Genomic DNA, 23,775 nt, shown 5'->3' with positions numbered 1-23,775 from the left:
ATCCGATCAGTCGGCGAGCTTGAACGCGCCGGCCATCCGTTGTTGTTCCCGATCGGGAATCCTCAAACTCTGAGCGATCGTTGGCCATTGCCTCACGACTTCCTTGCACCTCAAGATGATCTCGTCTGCCTGCTTCGCAGGGACTCGAAAGAAGCCAGCGACCGATCTGGCCAGCTCCAGATCGAGCGCATTGTCGGTTTGACCCACATTGAGCTTCAACCCATGCGAGTCCGGGACAGGATTCATGTCGTAGGCCTCGGACAGGCGCCAGCCCTTGCCTGGAACCAAGATGAAGCCGTGGTTGCGCAGGTGATCGTCGGTGTTGGAAACCAGCATGTTGAAGACGATCCTGGTCCACAACTCGCGCAAGTCATCGGCCGCCTGACAACCATGCTCGATCAACACCCGCGCGATCTCCAAATAGCTCACACCGGTTGACGCGTCTTCACCATCGACGTGCCCTGTCAGAGTCATCGCAGAGGCAAAGTGCAGCCGCCCTTCCGATGTGCGATCAAAGCGCTTCACCAAAAAAGTGTGGTGCTCACTCGCAAACCGGCGCCCCAGGCTGGCGGGAACTCGCAGGCCGCAACTCTTAGCCAGGGTCTGAACAACCAGTTCCCAAGCCCCGACGTCGTGCTCATCGCGCGTGCTGGGGAACTTCGCAATCCACAGCTGACCTTGCGGATCGACTACGCTGGCCTTTGGACGCGCGCCACCAAGGGAGCCACCAGGCGCGATCAACATGCGCAGCCAATCGTCCGCTGCAACCGATGTGTTGTCCTCATCACGCTCCAGCGCCAAGCTGGCCGCCTCCAGTTCGCGCAGTTTGACGAATGGTGGTGCGGCTGTTCCGTGCTGGTTGTCAAGAAATTCACCTTGATCGTCCAGCTTGAAACGCAGCGCACCTGAGCGGTAGGTGTCATGCACGCCCAGCAGATAGTCCGACTCGTACAAACGGACAGACTTGTCTACCGTGCCGGCGCGCTGCGCTCTCTCAAGTCGCCGCCGCATCAGCACCCGCCCCCAACGATCGGGGCTCGAATCGGCGAAAACACCAAAAATCTCTTGCCCTTGCGGTGGGTGCTGACGCCCCTCGAAATGCCCCAACCGCGGATCCAGGTGCATGCCCCGAAAACCGCTGTTGGTCAATGCGGACGATTCAAAGGCGAACTCGAACACTTCACGCCCCGCTCCACGTCGGGCATACAGCCATCCAAGCCGCGTCGGCTCTGCGAGCCCCACCCAATCCGCGTAGACGGCAATGTTTGTGCTCATGGGATCAGCGGCCCTTCTTCGCAGGAGTGGCTGCCTTGGCGATGAGGCTGGACAGCGCATCGGCACTGGCGAAGTCGCCGCTCTTGATCCAGCTCTCCTCTTCTGCACTGACAGCTGGCCTGGGACTAGAAGACAGACCGGGTTCTGTCTGAGCTGAAGGAATCGGCTTACCCAGTTGGGATGCACCCCAATCGCTTGGTGACGAACGTGTCGATCGCCTCGTCGGCGATCCAGCAATCCGCCGTGTCGAACTTGCTGTTGAGCGTAGCCGCGAGTCCTGCAGCTCCCGCCCAACGGGATCGGCCCTCGCCAAGAGATCGAGATCCCTTTCAATCCCAAGCACCTGCATGACCGCGAGGTAGGCACCCATGGTCACGCCAGAGCCTCCGCGCTCAAGGCTACGCAAAGTCATCGGCGACATCCCGGCGCGCTCAGCCACTTGCTTTGCAGGAAGGCGCCTTCTCAGCCGCGCAAGACGCAGGCGCTCCCCGAACTGCTGAAGCAGCTCGTCAACAGACGGAAGGAGTGGCGCAGTCTTTTTAGCCATAGTGAAGATATTTTGCCGCAAAGACTTGAAAAACGCCAAAATATTTACAGAACAACTTAAGCGAGTCTGAAGTAACCGAAAGCGTAAATAGAACGCCGCTTGATGAGTGAAAGAGAAAGAATATTGGCGCTTTCTCAACTTGAGAGCGCTCAGTCAATCTCAGATTGCCGGCAACTTTGTTGGCACTTCCGTTATTTTGGAATTGACAACACAAATTCCATTGCTGCAGAATGGCGGCCAAGGAGCACCCATGGCACGCCTCAGCATCAACAGTGAACCTGTGCAGACACTCATCACCGGCAAAGTGATCCCACTGCTGCTGGCGAGTGGAAACGTTGCTTCGCTGACAAAGGCGTTGAACGACGCAGCTCAGTCCACAGGTCTGGACGGGCGCCTCCACGCCAACCGCATACATGCCCTGCTTTCCATGGACGCGTCAAGGGCCCTCAACGAGGCCTCCATTGCCTTGATTGACCAAGCCTGTGATGCGATGTTGGCTGCAGATGGCGCCGCAATCAACCGTGCCGCAGCTGCGATGCGCGAACTCTCTGCGGAAGCCTCAAAGCTGGCAGCGTTCTCGAGATTGACAGCACCCGAGATTGCAGAACGCCTGAGTATCCCGCCGGCGCTCGCGCAGCAGCTGGTTCGCGCCAAGGGCACCGGGGTAGCCTCGGCGCCCTCCAGCCAAAGTCTTGTGCCCTTGCATGAAACCGAGGGCGCAGCACCTGACTGGAGCTATCAAGACATTGCGGTCAGTCGCTGCTTGGATGCACTTAACAGGAGGCCAGGCGGGCGCATCGGCCTGATCTTGCCCACTGGCGCTGGCAAAACACGAACGGCACTGCGCATCGTGCTTGCGATGCTGGATCGTGCTGCGGACCGCAAAGCACCGGTCTACTGGGTAACGCATCGTCGCAACCTACGCGAGCAAGCACACCGCGAATTGCAGAAGCTGATTGCCTCTGCATCTGCTGACCAAGGCGAAACCCTGTCCGAGCTGGGCAACCGGATCAAGTTTGTGATGGTGGGCGATTTGAGCCCGCTACTCGACGGCGCCTCCAACCGCCCTGCCCTGATCGTCGTTGATGAGGCTCATCATGCTGCCGCCCCGTCCTATCAGCCGGTCTTTGCCAACCCCTGGATGGCTCCGGTATTGCTTCTCACAGCGACACCAAATCGGGGCGACCGCCTTCCCATCGGCATAGACGAAATTGCCTTCACGATCACGTACCGGGAGCTGGCTGAACGACGCGCAATCCTTACGCCGAAGTTCGTTGATTTTCCTGTCGACAACTTTGACTGGTCGCCGGATGCGCTCGACGACCTGGTGGATTTCATCATTGACCGCACGGCCGCCGACTTCACCAAGGTCTTGGTGCTGGCGCCACGCGTTGATCGGGTCGAAGAGTTCTATTCAGCCCTGACCGCAAGACTACCCAACGACCATCCGCTGACCGCAGAGGATCTCGGTTTTGTCCACGGCAGCGGCAACTCACTCGCCATCGACAACGAAGACTTTCTCGCGCGCTTTGCCAACAAGCCACGTGCTGTGCTGGTGTCGGCTCAGCTCCTGCTAGAGGGGTTTGACGACCCAGCCATCAACGCTGTCGTGCTGACCTATCCATCGAGCAGCGTGATCCGGCTCATGCAAGCTGCAGGACGGTGCGTGCGCTATTCGCCTGACAAACGAGCCGCCTTTGTGGTTCAGGCACGAAACGATGGGCTGGCGTACCACTTCGATCAACGGTGGCTTTACCAAGAGATTGACGACTTCCTCAGGCCTCAGTTGATCGATGTCGACTATGGGAGCCATGCGGAACTGCTCGCAAAAGTCGAAGACATCCTGGACAAACACCGCGTGGAGACCAAGCAAGCCGACCGCATCAAGTTGAGGCTCAATTCGGTCGTGCCCGGCGAAACCTATCGCCTATTCCTCTATGGGCTCCCTCACTTTGGCGAGATTGATCGTTTTGAGCAGGACGGCAAGTGGGGCATCCTGGCCGAGACCCCGGAAACGTCACACACCCTTCGCGGCATCTTCAACGAGTTTTGCGCGCGCGGTGCAGACCTGTCTGACCCGTCGGACTTCCTGATCAGTGAAGGCTCAAAGTTCGGCTTGATCAAAGACCTCACGCCCGGCAGTCGCTGGCTGGAGATGTCTCACCTGCTGACAGCCGCCTACTTTGCAAAGCGCGAGGTTCATGGCCCCTCTGCCATTGATGCGGTAGGAAAGCGCCCATACAAGGCCTACGGTGCGACCAGCTGGCTAAAGTACATCACCCTGCACTTTCGACCTGCAATTCCCCAGGCACTGGCTGCATTTCTCAAAGACTGCCACAACGCCCAAGAAATCGAGGCTCAGTACCTTCGCGCGCCTCTGCATGCGGCAATGGCAATCAAGGTGCCACTACCACTGGCCGGTTCAGAAGCACACCTGCTGAACGAGGCCGAGTCCAAAGCACTGGTGGGGATGCTGGATGGACTTCGATTGGAGCTGACCCAAGTGGAACCGCGAGCCCAATTCGGCACGCTCGCTGCTTACCTGATGAGCGCTGGCGCCCTTCCCCTCCCCGCCCGCCTGCATCACCGCATCGAGTTTTTGCTCGACCCAGCTGCGCGTCAGGGCCGCATGCTCACCCTCAACCAAGACACGCCCGTTTCAATCATCTAAGGAGCCACGACATGCCTGACAACGTTACCCCCATCAGTGATCTGCAAGAGTCCAAGCTCGTCCCTTTCGACTCCATCTACCTTGATCCGAACAATCCCCGCATTGCGCCAGAGAACCCACCCGGCTATCACGACGACGCAGCATTGTTCGACCTGAGCCTGCAGCAGGACTTGGAGCGCCGCGTCTCAGACGTCTATGAAGTGGCCACACTGCGCGACTCCATCATGGCGCACGGCTGGGTTCCGATTGACTCGATCATCGTGTGGGAGCACCCTAAGCGGCCCGGCCACTACGTGGTAGTTGAAGGCAACACCCGGACCGTTGCTCTGCGGACCCTGCGCGGCGAACGCCTAGACGCTGAGGTCAAAAAGCTTGAGCGTCTCAAGAAAAATCCGTCTCGCTTCCAGGAAGAGCTGCGCGTTCAACAGGACACTGTCGATCGACTGGAAGCTATTCGCGCTCAGACCTCGCAGCTGCGCGTATTTCCTGTGCTGGCGAAAACGGTCGAGCAACTCCAAGCCATCTTGCCCCGCCTCCTCGGCGTTCGTCACATCAGTCACGCGAGGGAGTGGAAACCGTACGCCACCAACCTGTACATCTTGTCGCTGTACGAGCGGTTGTTCCGAGAGCGGCACGGCACCAAGGGTGCACTGCGCCTGGAAGACGATTTGGTCAATGCGGTAGCGGAGATGGTGTCGCTTGGAGCAACCAAGGCACGCCGCAACATCCAAGCGGCGTCTGCTTTTACGCACTTCAAACGAGACTACGAGGATCGTCTACCTGAGGGTGAAAAACTCTCAGATGAAGATCACTACTTCTTTGAGCTGATCCTGCAAAACCCGTACCCGAAGGAGCAGTTTGGCGTTACCCGTGAAAGCATGAGACTGCCCAAGGAGTCAGAAGAAGCGCTTTTCCAGTGGGCATTTTCAAAACCTCGAGCGGGCAAGGAAGAAGACAACGAGAACGTCTTCTATAAAGCGGAGAGCGTGCGCCTCTGGAACCAGATGGCCACCTATGACGGGAAGGCCAGCACGAACTTTTCCAAACAGCTGGACGTCAATGCGCCTGAGGAAGCACGCCCCATTCGGCTCATTGAGGCGGAGTTCCTGCAACACAAGACACAGCGCACCCCGATCGATACGTTAACCTCTCTGCTGAAGGCACTTCAAGAACTGAAGGTGGATACCCTTGTGTCCCAGCAGGATCATCTGGAGCCAATGCTCGTCAAAATTGCCCAGCAAGTGTCCCAGTACCAAAAAATGATGAAGGCCATATCAGCCTGATCTATCCACGAAGGCAGGAGGAAAATCCATGACTATTGTTGAAGCCATCAAAGAGGTGATGCGTGGTGCCGGCCGCCCGCTCAGCTCGCGCGAGGCATACGACGCGATAGTTGCGCAGGAGCTCTACCCATTTCAGGCAAAGGATCCGCACCATGTGGTACTGATGCAAATCAGGCGGCATTGCGCGGGGATCGACTTTCCCACCGCCTCACCCACCAAGCACTTCAGGCTGCACGGTGACAACACCTACTTTCCGCTGGACCGGCCAGATACACAGCCGGCGGGCAGGTCGCACAGCAAACTGCGCAACTCCCGGAAAAAGCCACCCTCGCAAAGATCAATTGGAAAGCCGGACTTCAGCCGCTTGTCCTCCATTGAGAAAGATCTGTGGGACACCCACAAAAGATACTTGAGCACGTTCAACCAGAAAATGCTTCAAGAGCTCAAGAAGATGACGCCAGCGGCGTTTGAGGCATTCGGTAGAGAGCTGCTCGATGGCTATGGTTTCGAGAACACCCATGTTACCGCGATCTCGAAGGATGGAGGCATCGATGGTTTTGGTCGACTCAAAGTGGGCCTGGCGCACTTGAATGTCGCCTTCCAATGCAAACGCTGGAGAACAACAACCATACAGCGCCCTGAAATCGACCGTTTCCGTGGCGCAGCCCAGGGCGCCTATGAGCAGGGCATATTTTTCACAACAAGCTCTTTTTCGAGCGGGGCTATTGGCGCGTCTATCAAATCAGGGGCTATACCGATCGTTCTGATCGATGGGCCTGCAATAGTCTCATTAATGATTCAGAAGCGAATTCGTGTCGAGTCAACACTAATGGAAATTCCAGCGTTCGCTCTGTAAGCAAACGAATCCAATCACAATTCATACAACAGAAACGCCATGCCGGACACAACCACTGAAATCCACGTACACGCCGCAAGACTTTGTCAAGCGATTGCCAGAATTGGCTATGAACCTCAGACAGCCCTTCTTGACATTGTCGACAACGCGGTCACTGCCAACGCAACCAAGGTGAATATATCTCTGCATTTGGCGCCGGGCAAAACACTCAAGAACCGCAACAGCGTCCTACTGTATCAAGTGGTGGACAATGGACTCGGGATGACCAATGAGGAGATTGTCGAGGCGTTTTCTCTCGGTACCAACGGTGACTATCGACCGCATAGCCTCTCTAAATATGGCATGGGATTAAAATCTGCCGGACTTTCGTTGGGCACGAGAATACACATCGTGAGCATGAAGAATGGTGCCATTTCTCAGCGACACACTTTTGATCTTGACTTGATCGAAAGAGAGAACAAATTCATCGTTTCATCGAGCGCATTATCGCCCGAACAAGTCGCACACTACTCGTCATTGCAAAGCGACAACAGTGGAACCATCGTTGAAATTGATGGCTGCGAAAGGATCAACCACCAATCCCCCAACACCACCGTCAAAAAACTGGAGGAAGAGATGGGGGTGATCTATGAAAAGTTCATCTCTGACCCCTGTAGGCCAGTTGATTTTCAGATTCGTGTTTGTGCGGCAAACGAGGATGCGCCTTTCAAACATATCTCGCCCCTGGACATTCTTTTTCTGAATGGTCCGCGACCGCCCAAGACATGGGATCCGGCGACTTACGACTACATCAGCCCATATCTCCTGCTTGATGAGTCTTGGAAGCCGGATCTGGGTGACGGCAAAACCACTCCCCCAATAAAACTCAAGGTGGTGGCATTCCCGCAAGACGCGTTGAGCAACTCGAACTCCCCTTTGGCTCCCGCGGACAAAGAGATTGTAAAGTCTTACAAGGTAGGCAGACCTAACGCCGGCTTCTTCATCTATCGCAACGAGCGATTGATTCGCTGGGGCGACATGCTTGGTATTCTGGGAAAGGACGAGTTCAACATCCGGATCAGAATGGATATCACAGAAGAGCACGACGACGTGCTCCATGTGGATGTAACAAAACAACGCTTCGAAATTGATGATGAGTTGCTGGCTCGCCTGCGCAGGATTGTGGATGAACCTCGTTCGATTGCCAAATCCATCATGAAGCTGTGTCATGAATTGCTGAAGAAACCATTAGGACGAGAGGGCGAAAAGTTCAGTGACTTGTCGGAAAACGTCACAGAAGATGATCCAGAGGAAATGGCACGAGGCACGCCACCGACAGAAGTGCTAGAGCGCCAGCAGCAACAAGCCGAGGAGGCGGATGCCGTAAGAAGAGTAACTGATCCAAAGAATGATGGGGCCGGAGCTTTGCACGGTAGCGTCCCATTCTCAAAAGTACGCTACACAAGCGAAGTCCATTATTCAAGGCTATGGACAGCTTATAGAGATGCAAAGGAAGGTGTCTTTGTATGCATAAACACGGCACACCCGTTTTACACAGAATTCATGAGAGATCTCGCAGACAACTCCCCATCTCGTGTTTTACTAGAAACTCTGATATTCGGGTGTGGCGTTGCCGAGATCAACACCATGGGCAATCTTTATGAGATTGAAATCGAAATCATAAAGTCAGTTTTTGAGCGATTTCACAAAAATTGCGCCACTTATCTCGCGAACTTTACAAGCGAGAATATCAACCTCATTCAAGAATATGCACCTCAAGAATGATAGCTCTAGCTGGAACCGTATGGGGAAGCCCTAGAACTTCGCATTTGTATGCAATATTTAAGGGGGACTACATCTATTTTGGCGAAACGGGGCATGTTCCACCAGTTCGCTGGAAAAGCCATTTAACGTCACAAACAGATTTTCTCGGAAAGCTGCAAGACACAGATGCAATAGAGGCCGCGGCAGCCACGCCGGTCTTTTTTGTAGGAATACACATTTCCTGCGCCGACTCAGAGCCAGAACCTAAACAAAAAATTGCTAGGCGGGCAATTGAAGCAGAGCTACACAAAATATTTGAACTAGACCCCAGCCCAGTGGCTCCAGCATCAACGTTACTATCGACACCCCCGCCCTCTCCCGTTCGACATGCCTTTTCATTCGATAAAGGGCTTGTCGCAGAGCAGGTATATCAGCTAATTGCTGATGAATTTCGAAAATGGCGAAATGGCAGGTTCCCACCGAACACTGGCGCAAGTAATAAGAGCATCACAGGGGAGTATGGTGGCACTTTCTAAATTAATGCTGTGCAAAGCTCTTGCAGCAAATCCTCTTCTCTCCTGCTGACCAAGTAAGAGAGACCTCGATGCACATGCAAGAGGAAGGTTTGCCGGATCGCCTCTTCAGAAACCCGTTTGCCCTCAGACTGCAGCCGAACGACAAGCAGATTTGTGTAAAGAGCTTCTTGCCCCCCCGTCAAAGTGCGCCAGTCAATCTCCAAGCCTCCGGCGAAGGAAAAGTTCTCTTCTGGTGGCACTGAAGGGTTGGCCAGTGACATGCAGAGGGCATGGCGGCAGATCGCATTGTTGTGCTCGATGCCCGTACGGCGCTTCAGTGTGGCCAGTTGATTGCGCGCGGAGGCGCTGAGTTTGATTCGTTCCATCACTGCATCCCTGAGCCGTGCACCCGGCGTGCTGTCGTGCATCCGGTGCTGTCGTCGTAGCTGAGTTCGTATTCTTGGCTGTTGAAGGGTCGGAGGGCTGTATAGGCCGGGCCTTCAACCTCCTGGTCAGTAGAAAGCACCACCACCTGGTGTGAGACCGTGGCAAAGAAGCCTTTGATCAATGCAGACCTATGCTGCTGGTCCAAGCGAGCCAGTGGGGTATCCACCACCACTGGGAATCGTCCTTTTCTCTCCTTGATCAGGGCACTGAGCACCGACGTGGCAAGCAGCTGCCGCTCGCCAGCGGACAGGCGATCCATGGGCAGCTCCTGCTGCTTACTGTCGAGAATGCTGACCCGATACGTTTGGGGATCCACCACAACAGAGGTCATGAGGTTGCGCTTGCGCAGCAGCTTCTGAAACTCGGTGGTGATCATGCTGGACAACCACTGTGCTTTTGAAGCCAGCAATCGATCTTTGAACAGCACCAGCGCCTTGCGGGCACGGGCTGATGCCTCCAGGCTCTTGGACTCCATCGATCGATCGCGGAACTCAGCACCGATGCGATCTTGAGCGGCCTTCAAGCGCATGTTCACATGCGTCATGTTGCTTTGGGCGTCCTCCAGTTGCTGGACAACTTGGGCCAGGTGGGCTGCAGCTAATGAGGCTGCCTTGCTCCGCTCCTGAAGCTGAATCAGGATGCCTGCGACCTGTTCTTCGGCGGGAATCTGGCCGATGCGCTGCTCGGCCCTATCTACCTGGGTTTGCGCATCCTGGATCTGCTCGAGCTGTCGTCGCACCCGCGAGCGCGCGATCTCCAGCTGACGTTCGGCATCTCGCGGATCAGCATCGAGCATGCGAGGCACATTCGGGCCACGAGTGGCTGTGTAGGACTTCAGATCCGCATCGAGTGCCTGCCGCAGAGCTACCGCAGTGCCCTTGGGGAGCCCCTTTTCCAGGACCGCGAGGATTCGCTGATCGCGTTTCTTGAATTCTTGTCCCAAGAGCTTGGCGTGCTTGACCTTTTGGTCTTGTTCCCAGGTCTGCTTGTACTGCGACCACAGCGAAGCGGCCCAGGCGATCGGAAGCACGGGGTCAGACATCGCGTCGATCAATTCAGCGCGCGCGGCCTCAACGGCTTTGCGCGCGTGAACCACCGTGCTGCGGATCTCCGCAGCTTGCTCGTACGCGACCAAGCCCTTGCGCTGTGCCTCAGCGTTAAAACGATTCAAGGCATTCTCGGCCTGATCAGCAGAGTTCTGAGCTGAGGCCTTCTCTTGTGTCAGGGTTTCGACTTTGCGTACCAGCTCTTCAAGCTGAGACTGCCAGCTCAACAGGTTGGCGCGGGCCGCATCGAACGCCTCAGAGCTTCCCTTGTTCTTAAGTACCGCTCGGCGCTCCAGGGCTTTCAGATCGTTCGACAGTGCGTCGATACCGCCAATGCCCAGGAAGACTTCAGTGGCGCGCTTCAGCAGTTCTGGCAGTCGATCCGGATTGGCCAAGGCTTCGATTTTTTCTCCATCGAAGAGGAACAGCTGAACCAGCTCCGCAGGAAGGATGGACCCGATGAACTCATCCCACCCCTGCGAGAAATCTAGGTCAATACTGCCATCCTCGGAGACCGAAATCTGCTCATTCAGGGTCTCGCCACGTACCGACCACTCGCGGCGTACAAGCAGTTGTCTACGAGCGGCGCCAATCTCCACCTCCACAGTGATCTCGACAACGGAATTTCCTGGGGTATCGCGCCGCTTCAGCCCAAGAATCAGTTGCTCGTACTCTGACCGCTTCAGGTCGGAAAGTGCCTTCTGACCATACAAGCCCACCTGCAGTGCGGTGAGTAGGGTTGTTTTGCCGCTGCCGTTGAGCGCCTTGATCAAGACAACCGGCTTCCCGGTCTTGACTGACAAATCGATGGTTTGACGTTCTCGAAAAGGTCCTAGGTTTTCAACGGACAGGGCTTTGATGGTTATTCCTGCCATACATCAAGCAATCATGGTCGTGCCGTCGGAGGCGTCACCATCCGGGTCGGGATCGTTTGTGGCGCTGGACTTGGCGAACTCCAGCGCTTCTTGTTCATTGCGGAAGGCGTACTGACGCAGCACACCTTCCAAGCGGTCCAGGTGCTTGGAGCGCTTGTGCGATTCAATGGATTGAAACTGCAAGGCCAGCAGACTGCGGGTGAGCTTGTACAACTCCTGTGCCGCCTCAGTCTCCGTCTCGACCTCGGTCGAAACCTGCTGGAGGATGGCGAGATCACCTCTGTCGAGCGGCACCTGTTCCAGGTCTCGACCGGGATACGCAACGCCCAACACATCGGCATAGATCTTGGGCACCAGATCCTCGATCTCGCCCTTCTCTTCAACCCAGATGCGTCGGATCTCGTCCAGCTCGTCCACCGAGATCAACTCGATGAGTTGGGTGCCTTGTTTGTGATCGGACTCCTGCACCAGCTTCTGGGTCTGCAACAGCTCCCTGAGCAAGAACTCGCGCCGCTGCTGCGTGTAGGGCCCATGCACCAACTGGTCTCGGAACAAGGTCAGACGTCCATTCAAGCGGCGGAAATCGCGATCTTCGCGGTCTTCGACGGCCAGGTTCTTGTTGCGAAAGTCGAGGATGGGCTGCATCCACTGCTTCTGGTCATCGTTCTGAATCATGGCCTGCATTGACTTGTCCTGCGAGACCATGGTGCACACGTAGCAACCGAAGCGGCTGTCGCCACAGCTGGATGTCGAGTTGTCCACCACGATGGGGCATTCGGCATCAGGCGTTGCGCCGCGGTAGATACCGAACAGCTCCTGGTTATCGAGGCCCCACGGATTGGGCGTCGTGATCAAGTATTCCCAGACATCGTCGCTGGTCCAGCTTTCGATCGGAGGGTAAACCCAAACACGCGAAAGCTTGGGGTCCTTGTTCTTGCTCAAGCGGTCTCTTGTGCTGCCCTTGTACTGGTCCATGACTTTGTCGCGGGCTTGGCTCTCGCCACGGCGTTGTCCCAACACAAGAATGGCCTCGCCTTGGGACTCTGACAGCTTCTGAATGAACTCGGTGGAGGTGCTGATCTTGAGTCGATCGGTACACCAGCGAAACTTGGGACGCGGAGCCGGGTAACCCTTCCCGATGAGGTTCACCCAGAACCGGTTCCCCATTGCGGGAGTCAGCCGCTCGGCCTTGATGTTTAAGCCTTGCTGCTTTGCTGCGACATCAATACGCAGGAGTGAAGTCTGTACCCAAGCGGCAATCACAGGGTTTTCAACCAGCGTATCGGTGCTGATCACGTAGACCATCTTGGTGCGCTCTTCGGGCGGCAACCCCAACAGCGCGGTCCACACCAGTTGCAGGCTTGCGGTCGAGTCTTTGCCGCCGCTGTAGCCCACGATCCAAGGCATGGTGTCCGATCGGTACAGGTCCTGGATCTCCGCCACGATCTGTTCTGCGGTCATGGTCATGTTGTTTTCCTTGTGCGAGAGCGTTTCGGCGCACGCGACGCTGCCCAAGCCTCTTCGGCTGCTGTTTCTTCAGGCGTTAGTTCGAGGCCGAGCACCCGTTTGATTTCATTGCATGTGAGCGTGATGTTCTGTCCGGACTTGGCCATACTGCCGCCCACCATGGCCCGCCCCTCCCAGGTGATGGCATTGCTTCTCAACCAGTCCACGTTGCGCAACCGTTTCACCCTCTGCGCGCGCTCCGCTTCTGGGAGTTGAAACAGCGCCCTGCCTGCACGTCCGAGTGCCTGGAGCACGATGGCATGCGAATGAATGAAGTCACGGCGAACATCGCCGGAGGTCATGCGCGACTCGCGTACGTAGGTCCACTCGGGGATCTGCTCGCCAACCATTTCCCAGAACGCGATGCACTTCTCGGATGCCTTGTGGAAGTCCCCCGACTCTTGCTCCGTAAGAAGCTCGGTGGTGGCGAAATGCAAGGCACTCAGTGTGAAAAGGCTGCGCGATCTCGGGGACAGAGACGATCGTTCCGATTCGATGAGACCCTTGAAGACCTTGGATGTCAGAGATAGATGGCGGGCAACGTTGGCCGTCGCGCTGCGATGGTCGTACAGAACGCCCAGCGATGCGGAGGGTTTGACTGCGTGCCGATTGAGATCAGCGAACATCTGCTGGCAGCGCTTCAGCCCTCGATCCATGAAGAACACGACCGCGATGGTCTCGTCGCCAAGTTCAGGAGCGTTCTCCAGCGCTTGAACAATGGCAGCACGTCGGTGCTGTCCATCATTCACGATGAACTTGGATGTCATGGACACCGTTAGGCTGCCCATGCGGTAGCTGGCTGAGCCCTCGCCTGCCACCGGCTCGAACTTCAGATCGCCATCAACCGACACCGTGATGGCGGAAAAGGTGTAGCTGTCCTGGTTGTCTACGATGTAGCGAGCAATCTCTGGAACACGGGCCTTGTTGAGCGTTCGTTGAGCACGCAACTCCGGCACGAGCTCCTCGTTGTCGAAGATGAAGAGCTTCGTCAAGAGGCGCAAGGGGCACATCGAGACGTAGAACTCCCGTCCCGCCTGCACTCCTCGGATAGCAGGGAAAGTGTAGGAAAAAGCATCAGCCATAACAGCCCAACATTCTAGCCTGTTTGTCTATCAACAAACAAACGTATGGGATTTTGTAAGGCTGAAGCTGCGCCGACTGGGATCGAGGTTTGGCGGCGAAATCCGAAGAATTTTCCTCGACGTTTGACCGAAGATTTGTGATTTGAGGTGAAGAAGCTGCCCAACGCGTCTCGGCGTACCGCCGCCGGGCTCGCGGGCTGCGCCCCGGGCTTCGTGCCGAATCCCGGCCATCCGGCTTTGATCCCTGACGCCTCCACGGCGTTGCCGTTGCGCGCTCCGCTTGCCTGGACTGTTGTGGTGAGCGGGGGGAGGGGCGGTCTTGCTGTGCCCTTTCAACCTACCACGCCGTTCTCGCCGTCAAGGGCTGCGCGTGCCTTGCACGCTGGCGTCCTCGCGGCCGTCTCTGGCTGCGCCTCCGACCCCTGACCGCTTGCGCTGCGGCGTGGGTGGCCGGTTCCGGGCAATCCCGCCCGATTCCGAACCGGAGCCGATCATGTCGCAGCTGTCTTCCCTGTCGTTCACTTCTTCCACCGAGTCTTCCCTGCTCGTTCGCGATGTCGCGGGCAGCTACCGTCCGGCCGAGCCGGCTGAGGTGTTGCAGGCTGCGCTGCGGGTGCTGGCAGGCCAGTTGCGCGGCACCGAGATGCTGTCGTCGCCGCAGGCTGTGCGCGACTTCCTGCGCATCAAGTTGGGCACGCTGGAGCACGAGGTGTTCGCGGTGATCCATCTGGATGCTCAACACCGGGTCATCGAGTACGTCGAGATGTTCCGCGGCACGGTGACCCAGACATCGGTCTATCCGCGCGAGGTGGTCAAGGAGGCCATGGCACACAACACGGCGGCCATCGTCCTGATCCACAACCACCCGTCGGGCGTGGCCGAGCCCTCGCGGGCCGATGAGCATCTGACCCAGACCCTCAAGGGCGCGCTGTCGCTGGTGGACGTGCGGGTCATCGATCACCTGATCGTTGCCGGGCCGACGATCCTGTCCTTTGCAGAACGCGGGCTGATCTGAGCCCACACTACCGGGAGCCGCACGGGCTCTCGATTTTTTGTTTTCTGACCAACAGCGTGCCACCACTCAGTGGCACGAGCACTTCATGGCTTCGAAGCCTGAGACGGTGGGGCTACCTCCATCGGCCCCACGCGGACATCCACATCGAGCCAGCTACGCTGGAGAACGCCTGGCTGGGTTGAAGACACGAGGCATCCGAACGAGGATCGAACGCTGTTCCTGTCACCCCGCTTTGAAGCGGGGTTTCGGAGAGTGAATGCACGTCGTCAACCCATTTCCCATTCGCATGAACCACCAAGGCATCAGTGAAATTTCCTTTGAAGAAACCTACGGCGTGCCACCGGAGCAGACAGCTCGGGCGCTGTTTTCCAGGCTCCCGCATGGGAGCGACTATGCGCAGAGGTTGATCGAATGTCTGGCGACCGGGTATCTGGTCGCCGTCGTCGAATCCATCTGCATCCGCGAGATGCAGCGGCACGTGGATGCCGCCTCGGAGGTGGTGGTGGGCCGGACGATCGAGCTGGATCACAAGGGGCCGATCCCACCCGGATCAACCCTGAAGCTGCGGGGATGGGTTGAACGCCTGGGACAGCGAAGTGCGAAGTTCTGCATTCAGGCATCCGACGACCACGAAGTGGTCTGCGAAGGTTCCGTCATTCTGGTGGTGGCTCCACGAGCGCCGATGGAGGCACGCATCGCTGTGAAAGTCGAAGCGCTTACGCCGAAATCCGACGGAGACATGGTTGATGATGCTCTCGGCCGGTGTGCGCCGCCAGAGTCGTTCCGTAGTCAGGAATCGCAGGTTTCCTGAACGCGCTCCGCCCATTAGGAGCATCTGGGCAGTGTGGGCTGGCTTGCTGTTGCACCCAGCGTGCCACGCCGTTCTCGCCGTCAAGGTCGGCGCGCACCTGCGCTGCGCTGGCGGCCTCGGCGGCCGTCTTCGAACCTTGACCGCTGCGCTGCGCCGTGACCCGGAGGCTGCGGGCAATCCCGCCCGGCATTTCTCCTGGAGTTCACCATGAACGCACTCATCACCGACGAGCAGCGCGTGCTGCTGCTGGCCAACGGCCGCGAATCGTTGCAGAACCCTGACTTCGACCCGGCTCCCGTGGTCAAGCTGTTCACACCTGACGCCGGCGCAACCTGGCTGCTGGCCGAGATCGATCCGGACGACCATGACCATGCTTTCGGTCTGTGCGACCTGGGCCTGGGTGCGCCTGAGATGGGCTGGGTCAGCCTTCATGAGCTGGCCACCGTGCGTGGTCGGCTCGGATTGCCGGTTGAGCGCGATCTGCACTTTCGCGCGGAGAAGCGCCTGAGCGCCTACGCGCGGGACGCGCGGCTGGCCGGACGCATCGTCGTCTGATCCGCCACCAGGGCGTCGTTGACGCCCTGGTTTTCAGGGTTTCAGCAGATCCGGCAGGCAATCGGCAAACGCCGGCTGGATCTTGCTCATCGGCTTGGCGATGGCCTCATCGCCGGTGAGGATGGCCATGGTCATGCCGGTCATGGTGCTCAGGCCGTTCGAGTTGCGCAGCACTTGCAAGGCCAGGTGCACGGGGAATCCATCGGCGCTGCGACGCAGTGGGTGGATGCCGCCGTGCACGAAGGAGTTCATGGCGTTCCAGGAAACGTCCTTGAACTGGGTCAGCATCTGGTGGGCCGCAGCCGGCACGCCCTGCCCGACCCGCTTGCCGATCTGATCGATCATCTCCTTTGCGCTGGGCAGATTCTTGGCGGCCTGTTCGGTTTCGAGCGTGAGCGGTGCCGACAGCTTCTCAATGGCGGCATCGCTGGCCGCATAGATGAGCCACATCGAGCGGGTCAGGGCTTCGAACTGCAGCCGCATCAGGCTGACCGCCGAGGTCGGCAGTCCCAGCGCCATCAAGGCACGCAGGGCGGTCCCGTGCTCCATGGCCACCACGCACATGCCCAGCGCGGCCTCGCCACGCGCAGACCCGTCGAACGTGGACTCGTCGAGCAGTTCGTTCAGCCGTTCGTGCAAGGCATCCGAGCGCAACAGCATCTGCTCCAGGGGATCGGGGTGGTTCTGGTCTTTCTCGGTCATGTCGTCATCGTAGAGCGCTCCGTGCAACCGGGCGTCGCCAGCCCTGTGATTGGGGCCGGCCGCGCTGTCATGCTGCGCACCGAGCCCCCGGTCCCTGCAGTCCCGCGGTCTCGTCCCTGGCGGGCTTCCATCGTTCCCTTCCCTCCGGTCGGCTGACGCCTTCGGTCTGGCCTTGCGTCCGGTCCTGCGCGCTGCGCTTGCGTGGGGTCGGCGCCATCTGCGGCCAGGGGCCACTGGCGCCCTCTTCCCTCGTCCATCACCACTTCCGCGACCGTAGCGCGCCGCCCGGTGCCGTCAAGGCGCGCCAGGCCGTGTCCTCGGCTGCGCCTGCGGGCCGCACCAGCCCTGGCGCTTGCCTCCTTGACGGCACCGGGCGGCGCGCTCCTGTGGTCGCGGGCGATGAACTCAGGAAAGACGGTGGCGACGGGACCGGCCCAGGTCTTTGCGCCGACCCCACCGGAAGACCCGAAGAGGGCTCCGAATCTAGGAATCCGGTGGGGGGTTTTCAACAGCCAGCTTCATTTGGAGAAATGACCATGCAACTTGCTTCCCGCTTCGCACCGCGTTCGCCGGTGCTGCGTTCCGAAACCCCGCTGTCGGATGAACAGATCCGCGCCGTGGCGCCATCGATCTTTGCCGAGGCGCCGCACGGCAGCCGCTCCGAGCGCTACAGCTACATCCCCACCGCCACCGTGCTGCAGGAGTTGCGCGGCGAGGGCTTCCAGCCCTTCATGGTGTGCCAGACCCGCGTGCGCCACGACGACCGGCGCGAATTCACCAAGCACCTGATCCGGCTGCGTCACGCCAGTCAGATCAACGGCCGCGAGGCCAACGAAATCATCCTGCTCAACTCGCACGACGGCACCAGCAGCTACCAGATGCTGGCCGGCATGTTCCGTTTCGTCTGCCAGAACGGGCTGGTGTGCGGCGACACCGTGGCCGACGTGCGCGTGCCGCACAAGGGCGACGTGGCCGCCCAGGTGATCGAAGGCGCCTACACCGTGCTGCAAGGCTTCGGGCAGGCGCAGGAGTCGCGCGAGGCCATGCAGGCCGTGGCGCTGGACGCTGGCGAATCCGAGGTGTTCGCGCGCGCCGCGCTGGCACTCAAGTACGACGACACCGAGAAGGCCGCGCCCGTCACCGAGTCGCAAATCCTGATGCCGCGCCGCCACGACGACGACCGGCGCGACCTGTGGAGCGTGTTCAACCGCACCCAGGAAAACCTGATCAAGGGCGGACTGACCGGCCGCAGCGCCAACGGGCGCCGCCAGAGCACCCGTCCCGTCCAGGGTATCGACCAGAACCTGCGCCTGAACCGCGCCCTGTGGCTGCTGGCCGATGGCATGCGCCAGCTCAAGGCCTGATTCCGAACCCGCGCGGCGCGCAGGGACTGGCCCTGCCGCCGCCCTCCCCTCACCACTCCCCTTTTTCACATCTCAATCGACAGGAGTTTCACCATGAACGCACTCACCGATTCCGAAGCCCTGGCCCTGCACGCCATCCCCGCACCGCAGGTGCCCGCCCAGCCCTCGCAGCAGATGCTGCTCGTGCCGCTGTCGCGGCTGCGCCCGTCGCGCCGCAACGTTCGCAAGACGACAGGACCATCCATCGAAGCGCTGGCAGCCAGCATCGTGCGCGTGGGCCTGCTGCAAAACCTCACCGTCACCCTGGCTGCGGACGGCGGGCACTACGAGGTGGTGGCCGGAGGTCGCCGCTTTGCGGCCCTCAAGCTGCTGGCCAAGAAGCGCCGCATCGCCAAGGATTGGGACGTGCCCTGCCTGCTGGTGGCCGACGCCAGCGCGCGCACCGCCAGCCTGACCGAGAACGTGCAGCGCGAGGCGATGCACCCGGCCGACCAGTTCGAGGCTTTCGCCGCCCTGGTGGCCGAAGGGCGACCCGTGGAAGACATCGCGGCCGACTTCGGCGTCACGCCGTTGGTGGTGCAGCGCCGCCTCAAGCTCGCCAACGTCTCGCCGCGACTGATGGCCGACTACCGCGCCGACTCGGTCAGCCTGGATCAGTTGATGGCGCTGGCCGTCACCGACGACCCTGCCGCCCAGGAAGCGGCGTTCTACGACGCGCCCGAATGGCAGCGCTCGCCCGCTGCACTGCGCCAGCGCCTGACCGAGCGGGAAATCGGCGCTGACCATGCGCTGGTGCGCTTCGTCGGCCTGGACGCCTACACCGCTGCCGGGGGCGGCATCCGTCGCGACCTGTTCGACGACGACGAGGCCACCGGCACCACCCTGACCGATGCCGCGCTGCTGGAACGGCTGGTGCGCGAGAAGCTGGAGGCACTGGCCGAGCCAGTGCGCGCCGAGGGCTGGGCCTGGGTGGATGCGGTGCCACACCTGAGCCCTGCCGAGCGGCAGGCGTTCCAGAACGCGCCACGCAAGCGCCGCGAACCCACCGCGAAGGAGGCCCGGCGCATCGCCGTCCTGCAAGGACGCCTTGACCGCACCGATGCCGCACTGGAGGACGCCTACGACGCCGACGACGAGGACAAGGCCGAAGCCCTGCACCAGAGCCGAGAAGCCCTGGCGGCCGAGCTGGAAGCTGTGCAGTCCCAACTGAGCGACCACGCGCCCGAGGTCCGCGCCATGGCCGGGGCCATCGTCACGCTGGACCGTGAGGGGCTGCCTCTGATGCACCGGGGACTGTTGCGCGAAGCCGAAGCCAAGGCCCTGCGCGCGCTGGACGCTGCGCGGCAACGCGCCGCCAACGGCCAAACCCCTGGCGACGAAGGCGGCGAGTCGGATGAATCGACCACGGGTGATGTGCCACACGGCGTCGAACACCTGTCCGACCGGCTGGCCCAGCGCCTGAGCGCGCACCGAACCGCCGCCCTGCAGATCGAAATGGCGCGACAACCACAGGTGGCGCTGGCTGTGCTGGTCCATGCCTTGGTGCAGCAGGCCCTGCAAGGCGGCTACCGCAACGCCCTGCCCTTGGGCGTGCGCCTGAGTCTGCGCGATCGTCTGGAAGACCTGGCACCCGACTGGCCCGAGTCGCCGGCCGCACTCGCGTTGCGTGAACTGCGACAAACCTGGGCCGACAAGCTGCCGCAGGAATCGGGCGAACTGTTCACGGTGCTGCTGGACATGTCTCAGGAAGAACTGGTCCAGCTGCTGGCGCTGTGCACCGCCCCGGCGGTGGACGTGGTGAAGCCCCGCGCGACCGCCTGCCAGCCCGGCGCCGAACTGGCGCTGGCGCTGGGCCTGGACGTGGCCGCGTGGTGGAAGCCCACGGCCGACAGCTATTTCCAGCACGTGCCCAAGGCCGCGATCCTGGAGGCGGTGGCACAGTTCGCGCCGAATGAGGTGCAGCGCCTGTCCAAGCTCAAGAAGGCCGAGATTGCGCAGGAGGCCGAGCGACTGGCCGAGGGCAGTGGCTGGATGCCTGCCGTGTTCGGTGGTCAGGCGCCGACAACGGTGAATGGTGCGGATGCGCAAGGCTCGGCAAACTGACAGAGGAAACACCCACGGTCCCTCTCATGGCCCCAGCGTTTTGCGCCCGGGGCCTTTTCGTATGCGCGCAGGCTCGCGACCGTTCGTGCAAAACGCGGTCGCACAGAACCGACACGCCGCCGCCTTTGATCAGGCGGCGGCGTGTCGGCGCGCAAGGGCTTGCGCGGGCGCTTCCTGCCAACGCAGTCGATGTCAGCGCTTAGAATGCCAAGACAGCCGCGTCACGCTGAACCTGCTGCCGGGTTAAACGACGTTTCTCGCATCCCTCCTCTGATCGCAGACCGTGTCCATTCCTCCGGTCGGTGCGTAATCGGCAGTCATCGACCATGCACAAAGGAATTTGGCATGTCTGATTCGACATTCTTCGTCTCCAAAGCGGCGCTGCGCAATCTCAAGCACAGTGCCCAGCACCGCGTGAGCGGTGTCCCTTCCGCTCATCTCAGCGAAGCCCTCGCGTCGGCGCTCGGGTTCAAGACGCATGCGGCACTTCGCGCTGCGCTGGACGGTCGTGTCACTGTCGAGGTACCCAAGCCCAACAATGCGCGCATGGTGCGCCGACTCCAGGAGCTGGGCTACAACGCCACGGCGGATCTGCGCCTGGTCCCGGAGTTCGAACACTCGTACTCGCCCTTCCGCAACTTCCCGCTGAACAAGAAGCGCGGTGTGCGCTGGATGGGCTGGCGCAACCTGGTGGTCGCCGCCATCAATGCGGGCCTGGAACAACGACTGTTCGGCCTGGAGCCCAGCGACAACTGGTGGCCTGGCGGCAACCCGCACAGTCAGCTCTGCAAGCGGCACGTCTACCGCTTCGAGCTTGGGGACGGCCATGCAGCCGTGGCCAGTGTGGCTGCCATCAGTGGTGACGAGCTGTCGATCAACGTGGTGCTTCACCCGCGGCACGAGGGAATCGAGCCCGACCGATTCAATGGTCTGCGCGATGGCGATGCCCATGCACACGCCTGGGTGGAGCGCCGCCTGGGCGCGTGGGTTCAGGACGGCGGTGAGGACTTTTCCTGCAAGCGGGCGGTCCAGCCCTGGCTGACTCAACTCAAGATCGACACCAAGGGCTATTCGGACCAGGGCAGCTTCTTCATGTGACCTTGGTGACGGTGAATCCCGGGGCCGGGCGTGTCGGCGCCCAGCGCCGCCAGGCTCTCGGGCTGCGCCCCGTGCCGTCATAGCCGTCACGGCCCTTCGGCTTCAATCCTTCACGCCTGCGCGCTGTGCTTGCCTGGGGGGTCGCAAGTGTTGGTGCTCCGACGTCCGGCCCTGTATTCCCCTGCCGTGCGAGCCAGGTGCTACGCCCTTGCTCGCTGCGCTGGGTTGCCGGGCATGCCGTTCTCCCTCACGCTGGCGGGCAGTTGGCCGAGGTGATCGCTACATACCGCATGGGTATTGGCACCGTACTGGTCGAACCTGACAGGCTACGTGCGATGCGAGGCGCCGGGTGGATGCTGCAGTGGCTTCTCCCGTCGTTGCGACTCTGACCCTCCACGCAAGGATGGATGCCGCTGAAGTCTCACCGCAGGCAGGGTGAAAGTGCTCGGCCACGAGGCCTTTCGTGACAGGTGCGTCCCAAGCGTCCTTGTCTCGTTGTGAATCCTGGCGGGGTCGCGGCTGCGCCTCGGGCTTGATCGCCGCAACCGTACGGCCCAAGAAATTTCCCCTCCGCTGCGCGGATTCCTCGCGAGGCAAATTTCCCGTGCCTACCGGTCCTCCACGCTGTTGCGGCCCCTTCACTGCGCTGTGGGGTGCGGCCCGCCCGTCCCCCGCCTGACGGATCACAACAAGGACGCGATGGGCGCGACCTTGGCAACCCGAAAGGAAATCATCATGGCCAACATCGGCACTTTCACCGCTCAGAACGACGGCTTCATCGGCACCGTTCGCACCCTCACGCTCAACGTCAAGGTCAAGTTCGTGCGCAACGACAAGGGCAGCGAGAACGCCCCCGACTACCGCATCCAGGCCGGCACCGGCTACGACATCGGCGCCGCCTGGAAGAAGGTCAGCCAGTCCGAACGCCCCTACCTGTCGGTGACGCTGGACGACCCCTCGTTCCCGGCCACCATCTACGCCCGCCTGATCGAGGAAGAGGACGGCTCGCACAACCTGATCTGGTCGCGCAGCAAGCCCACGGCCTGACGGCCGGTCCGATCCCGCCGCCCTGGCGGGATCGCTGCTGCAGGCCGAGTCTGCAGACTCAGGCCGCGGTCGAACCCAGTTGGGCTTCGGTCGCGGCCATCAGGTCGGTCGCACCGCACTCCAGCGCTGCCGCGATCTTGAAGATGAGCGGCAGCGAGGGGATGTGCTCACCGCGCTCGATCTTGCCCATGTGCGAGCGCTCGATGCCCGCGCGGTGCGCCAGCGCCTCCTGGGCCATGCCCTGCTCCGAGCGCAGCGCGCGCACCGCCGCGCCGAAGGCTTGCGCCAGTTCGGCATCGAAGGTGGTGGCACCGGCCGGACGGCCAGCCTGGACAGGACGCTTCTGCATGGACAGAAGCGTCCTGTCCAGGGAGAATTAAAACCACGTTATCTTTAACTCATTTGCAATGAACGACGCCGCTTTGGTGGTTTCCATCTTCGGCGTTTTCCTGTTTCTCCGTAAAACCTCAGAGCCGCATATGCACATTCCAGCGTTCACGTCATGCCGGCTTTCAGCCTTCGTGCAAGGGTGTCTTTCTGCAAAGTCACGTCTGTGCCTTTGAGAGCTGGCACAAAAGCGGGTTTGCGATTCCGTGCTTCCGATGCAATGCGGGTTTCCGCATGGCGCCAAGAGCTGTGACCATGTCAACTGATCCCCTCATAACCCACGAGCAGCGCGAGCTGCTGCTGGCCAACGGCCATGCACGCGCCGCTGACGCGCAGGCCGACCTGTGGCCCGTGGTCCGTCTTTTCACGCCGGACGCGCACGCGACCTGGCTGCTCGCAGCGCTCGACCCGGCCGATGGCGACACGGCTTGGGGTCTTTGCGACGTGGGCATCGGCATGCCCGAACTGGGCAGCATCAGGCTGTCGGACCTCGTTGCCATCGTCGGCCCGCAGCGGATGCCGGTGCGGCGCGACCAGCACTTCCATGTCGCCCGACCGATGTCGGAGTACCTGAGGCTGGCACAGGCCAACGGCTCGATCACGGATTGAGCAAAGGATCGACGTGCGCGTCAGACCGCTTGGGTCTGACAGCTGCTGATACCAGTCCCGGTCACTATCCAGACCGAAATGGACATGACAACCGCGCCGCACCACGCCATGGTCAGCCCTGCCGCGACGGCGTTCTCGCCACGTGGCCGTCGCTTCGGGCGCGTTCTTGGCGAGCCTGATCACCATCGGACGTTGAACCACAGCGCAGATCCTCACGACCGGATCGCCGACCGATGAA

The 23,775-nt window shown here is 60.4% G+C and carries 20 protein-coding genes; 12 read left to right on the top strand and 8 right to left on the bottom strand.

The window, feature by feature from the left end:
- Positions 1–6: 6 nt before the first annotated feature.
- Complete coding sequence (locus ACFOPI_RS05160) at positions 7–1,275, bottom strand: type II toxin-antitoxin system HipA family toxin (protein WP_382171704.1); 1,269 nt, start codon at positions 1,273–1,275, stop codon at positions 7–9.
- A gap of 4 nt (positions 1,276–1,279) precedes the next feature.
- The gene (locus ACFOPI_RS05155) at positions 1,280–1,960 is read right to left on the bottom strand and encodes a helix-turn-helix domain-containing protein (protein WP_382171702.1); all 681 of its coding nucleotides are present in this window, start codon (positions 1,958–1,960) and stop codon (positions 1,280–1,282) included.
- Between the two features lie 112 nt (positions 1,961–2,072).
- Here ACFOPI_RS05155 and ACFOPI_RS05150 point away from each other — a divergent pair, with 112 nt between their 5' ends.
- The 4 genes from ACFOPI_RS05150 to ACFOPI_RS05135 are packed head-to-tail and all read left to right on the top strand — an operon-like array spanning position 2,073 to position 8,396.
- Positions 2,073–4,493 (top strand): DEAD/DEAH box helicase, encoded by a 2,421-nt coding sequence (locus tag ACFOPI_RS05150; protein ID WP_382171700.1) that lies wholly within the window; start codon positions 2,073–2,075, stop codon positions 4,491–4,493.
- Between the two features lie 11 nt (positions 4,494–4,504).
- Positions 4,505–5,776 (top strand): hypothetical protein, encoded by a 1,272-nt coding sequence (locus ACFOPI_RS05145; RefSeq protein WP_382171697.1) that lies wholly within the window; start codon positions 4,505–4,507, stop codon positions 5,774–5,776.
- 28 nt (positions 5,777–5,804) lie between these two features.
- A complete protein-coding gene (locus ACFOPI_RS05140; RefSeq protein WP_382171694.1) occupies positions 5,805–6,632 on the top strand; it encodes a restriction endonuclease in 828 nt (275 codons plus the stop codon).
- Positions 6,633–6,671: 39 nt separating this feature from the next.
- A complete protein-coding gene (locus ACFOPI_RS05135; RefSeq protein WP_382171691.1) occupies positions 6,672–8,396 on the top strand; it encodes an ATP-binding protein in 1,725 nt (574 codons plus the stop codon).
- 511 nt (positions 8,397–8,907) lie between these two features.
- On the opposite strand, the gene dndE is transcribed toward ACFOPI_RS05135, so the two are convergent.
- From dndE to dndB, 4 genes are read right to left on the bottom strand one after another with little or no spacing between them, the layout of a single operon-like run.
- On the bottom strand, positions 8,908–9,276 hold the full coding sequence (dndE, locus tag ACFOPI_RS05130; protein ID WP_382171688.1) for a DNA sulfur modification protein DndE: 369 nt from the start codon (positions 9,274–9,276) through the stop codon (positions 8,908–8,910).
- Complete coding sequence (gene dndD, locus ACFOPI_RS05125) at positions 9,276–11,258, bottom strand: DNA sulfur modification protein DndD (RefSeq protein ID WP_382171685.1); 1,983 nt, start codon at positions 11,256–11,258, stop codon at positions 9,276–9,278. Before dndD ends, dndE begins: the two co-directional genes overlap by 1 nt.
- Before the next feature lie 3 nt (positions 11,259–11,261).
- Positions 11,262–12,725: a DNA phosphorothioation system sulfurtransferase DndC gene (dndC, locus tag ACFOPI_RS05120; protein ID WP_382171684.1), complete on the bottom strand. Its 1,464-nt coding sequence runs from the start codon at positions 12,723–12,725 to the stop codon at positions 11,262–11,264.
- Entirely contained in the window at positions 12,722–13,846 is a 1,125-nt protein-coding gene (gene dndB, locus ACFOPI_RS05115; protein ID WP_382171681.1) for a DNA sulfur modification protein DndB, read from the bottom strand. The genes dndC and dndB overlap by 4 nt, the downstream gene beginning before the upstream one ends.
- Before the next feature lie 493 nt (positions 13,847–14,339).
- Between dndB and radC the strand changes: the two genes are divergently transcribed.
- The 3 genes from radC (at position 14,340) to ACFOPI_RS05100 (ending at position 16,227) form a co-directional block, all read left to right on the top strand.
- A complete protein-coding gene (radC, locus tag ACFOPI_RS05110) occupies positions 14,340–14,861 on the top strand; it encodes a RadC family protein (protein ID WP_382171678.1) in 522 nt (173 codons plus the stop codon).
- A gap of 256 nt (positions 14,862–15,117) precedes the next feature.
- Complete coding sequence (locus tag ACFOPI_RS05105) at positions 15,118–15,672, top strand: thioesterase family protein (RefSeq protein WP_382171676.1); 555 nt, start codon at positions 15,118–15,120, stop codon at positions 15,670–15,672.
- Positions 15,673–15,879: 207 nt separating this feature from the next.
- On the top strand, positions 15,880–16,227 hold the full coding sequence (locus tag ACFOPI_RS05100) for a DUF2958 domain-containing protein (RefSeq protein WP_382171674.1): 348 nt from the start codon (positions 15,880–15,882) through the stop codon (positions 16,225–16,227).
- A 33-nt stretch (positions 16,228–16,260) separates the two neighbouring features.
- On the opposite strand, the gene ACFOPI_RS05095 is transcribed toward ACFOPI_RS05100, so the two are convergent.
- Positions 16,261–16,929, bottom strand: a complete 669-nt coding sequence (locus ACFOPI_RS05095; RefSeq protein ID WP_382171671.1) for a DUF6988 family protein — start codon at positions 16,927–16,929, stop codon at positions 16,261–16,263.
- A 536-nt stretch (positions 16,930–17,465) separates the two neighbouring features.
- On the opposite strand from ACFOPI_RS05095, the gene ACFOPI_RS05090 reads away from it, so the two are divergent.
- From ACFOPI_RS05090 to ACFOPI_RS05075, 4 genes are all read left to right on the top strand, one after another.
- The gene (locus ACFOPI_RS05090) at positions 17,466–18,293 is read left to right on the top strand and encodes a DUF932 domain-containing protein (RefSeq protein ID WP_382171668.1); all 828 of its coding nucleotides are present in this window, start codon (positions 17,466–17,468) and stop codon (positions 18,291–18,293) included.
- 93 nt (positions 18,294–18,386) lie between these two features.
- Positions 18,387–20,396: a ParB/RepB/Spo0J family partition protein gene (locus tag ACFOPI_RS05085; protein WP_382171666.1), complete on the top strand. Its 2,010-nt coding sequence runs from the start codon at positions 18,387–18,389 to the stop codon at positions 20,394–20,396.
- A 345-nt stretch (positions 20,397–20,741) separates the two neighbouring features.
- On the top strand, positions 20,742–21,494 hold the full coding sequence (locus ACFOPI_RS05080) for a hypothetical protein (protein ID WP_382171663.1): 753 nt from the start codon (positions 20,742–20,744) through the stop codon (positions 21,492–21,494).
- Between the two features lie 735 nt (positions 21,495–22,229).
- Entirely contained in the window at positions 22,230–22,541 is a 312-nt protein-coding gene (locus ACFOPI_RS05075) for a DUF736 domain-containing protein (RefSeq protein ID WP_305723808.1), read from the top strand.
- Between the two features lie 58 nt (positions 22,542–22,599).
- Here the strand turns inward: ACFOPI_RS05075 and ACFOPI_RS05070 are convergent, their stop codons facing one another.
- Positions 22,600–22,890, bottom strand: a complete 291-nt coding sequence (locus ACFOPI_RS05070; protein WP_056265752.1) for a helix-turn-helix transcriptional regulator — start codon at positions 22,888–22,890, stop codon at positions 22,600–22,602.
- 293 nt (positions 22,891–23,183) lie between these two features.
- Between ACFOPI_RS05070 and ACFOPI_RS05065 the strand changes: the two genes are divergently transcribed.
- Positions 23,184–23,537: a DUF2958 domain-containing protein gene (locus tag ACFOPI_RS05065; RefSeq protein ID WP_382171661.1), complete on the top strand. Its 354-nt coding sequence runs from the start codon at positions 23,184–23,186 to the stop codon at positions 23,535–23,537.
- Positions 23,538–23,775 lie beyond the last annotated feature (238 nt).

Origin of the sequence: Hydrogenophaga luteola (assembly GCF_042648585.1) — a bacterium.
GTDB lineage: Bacteria > Pseudomonadota > Gammaproteobacteria > Burkholderiales > Burkholderiaceae_C > Hydrogenophaga > Hydrogenophaga luteola.
The sequence above is the reverse complement of the archived record's forward strand: the minus strand, read 5'-3'. Positions and strand labels throughout refer to the sequence as shown.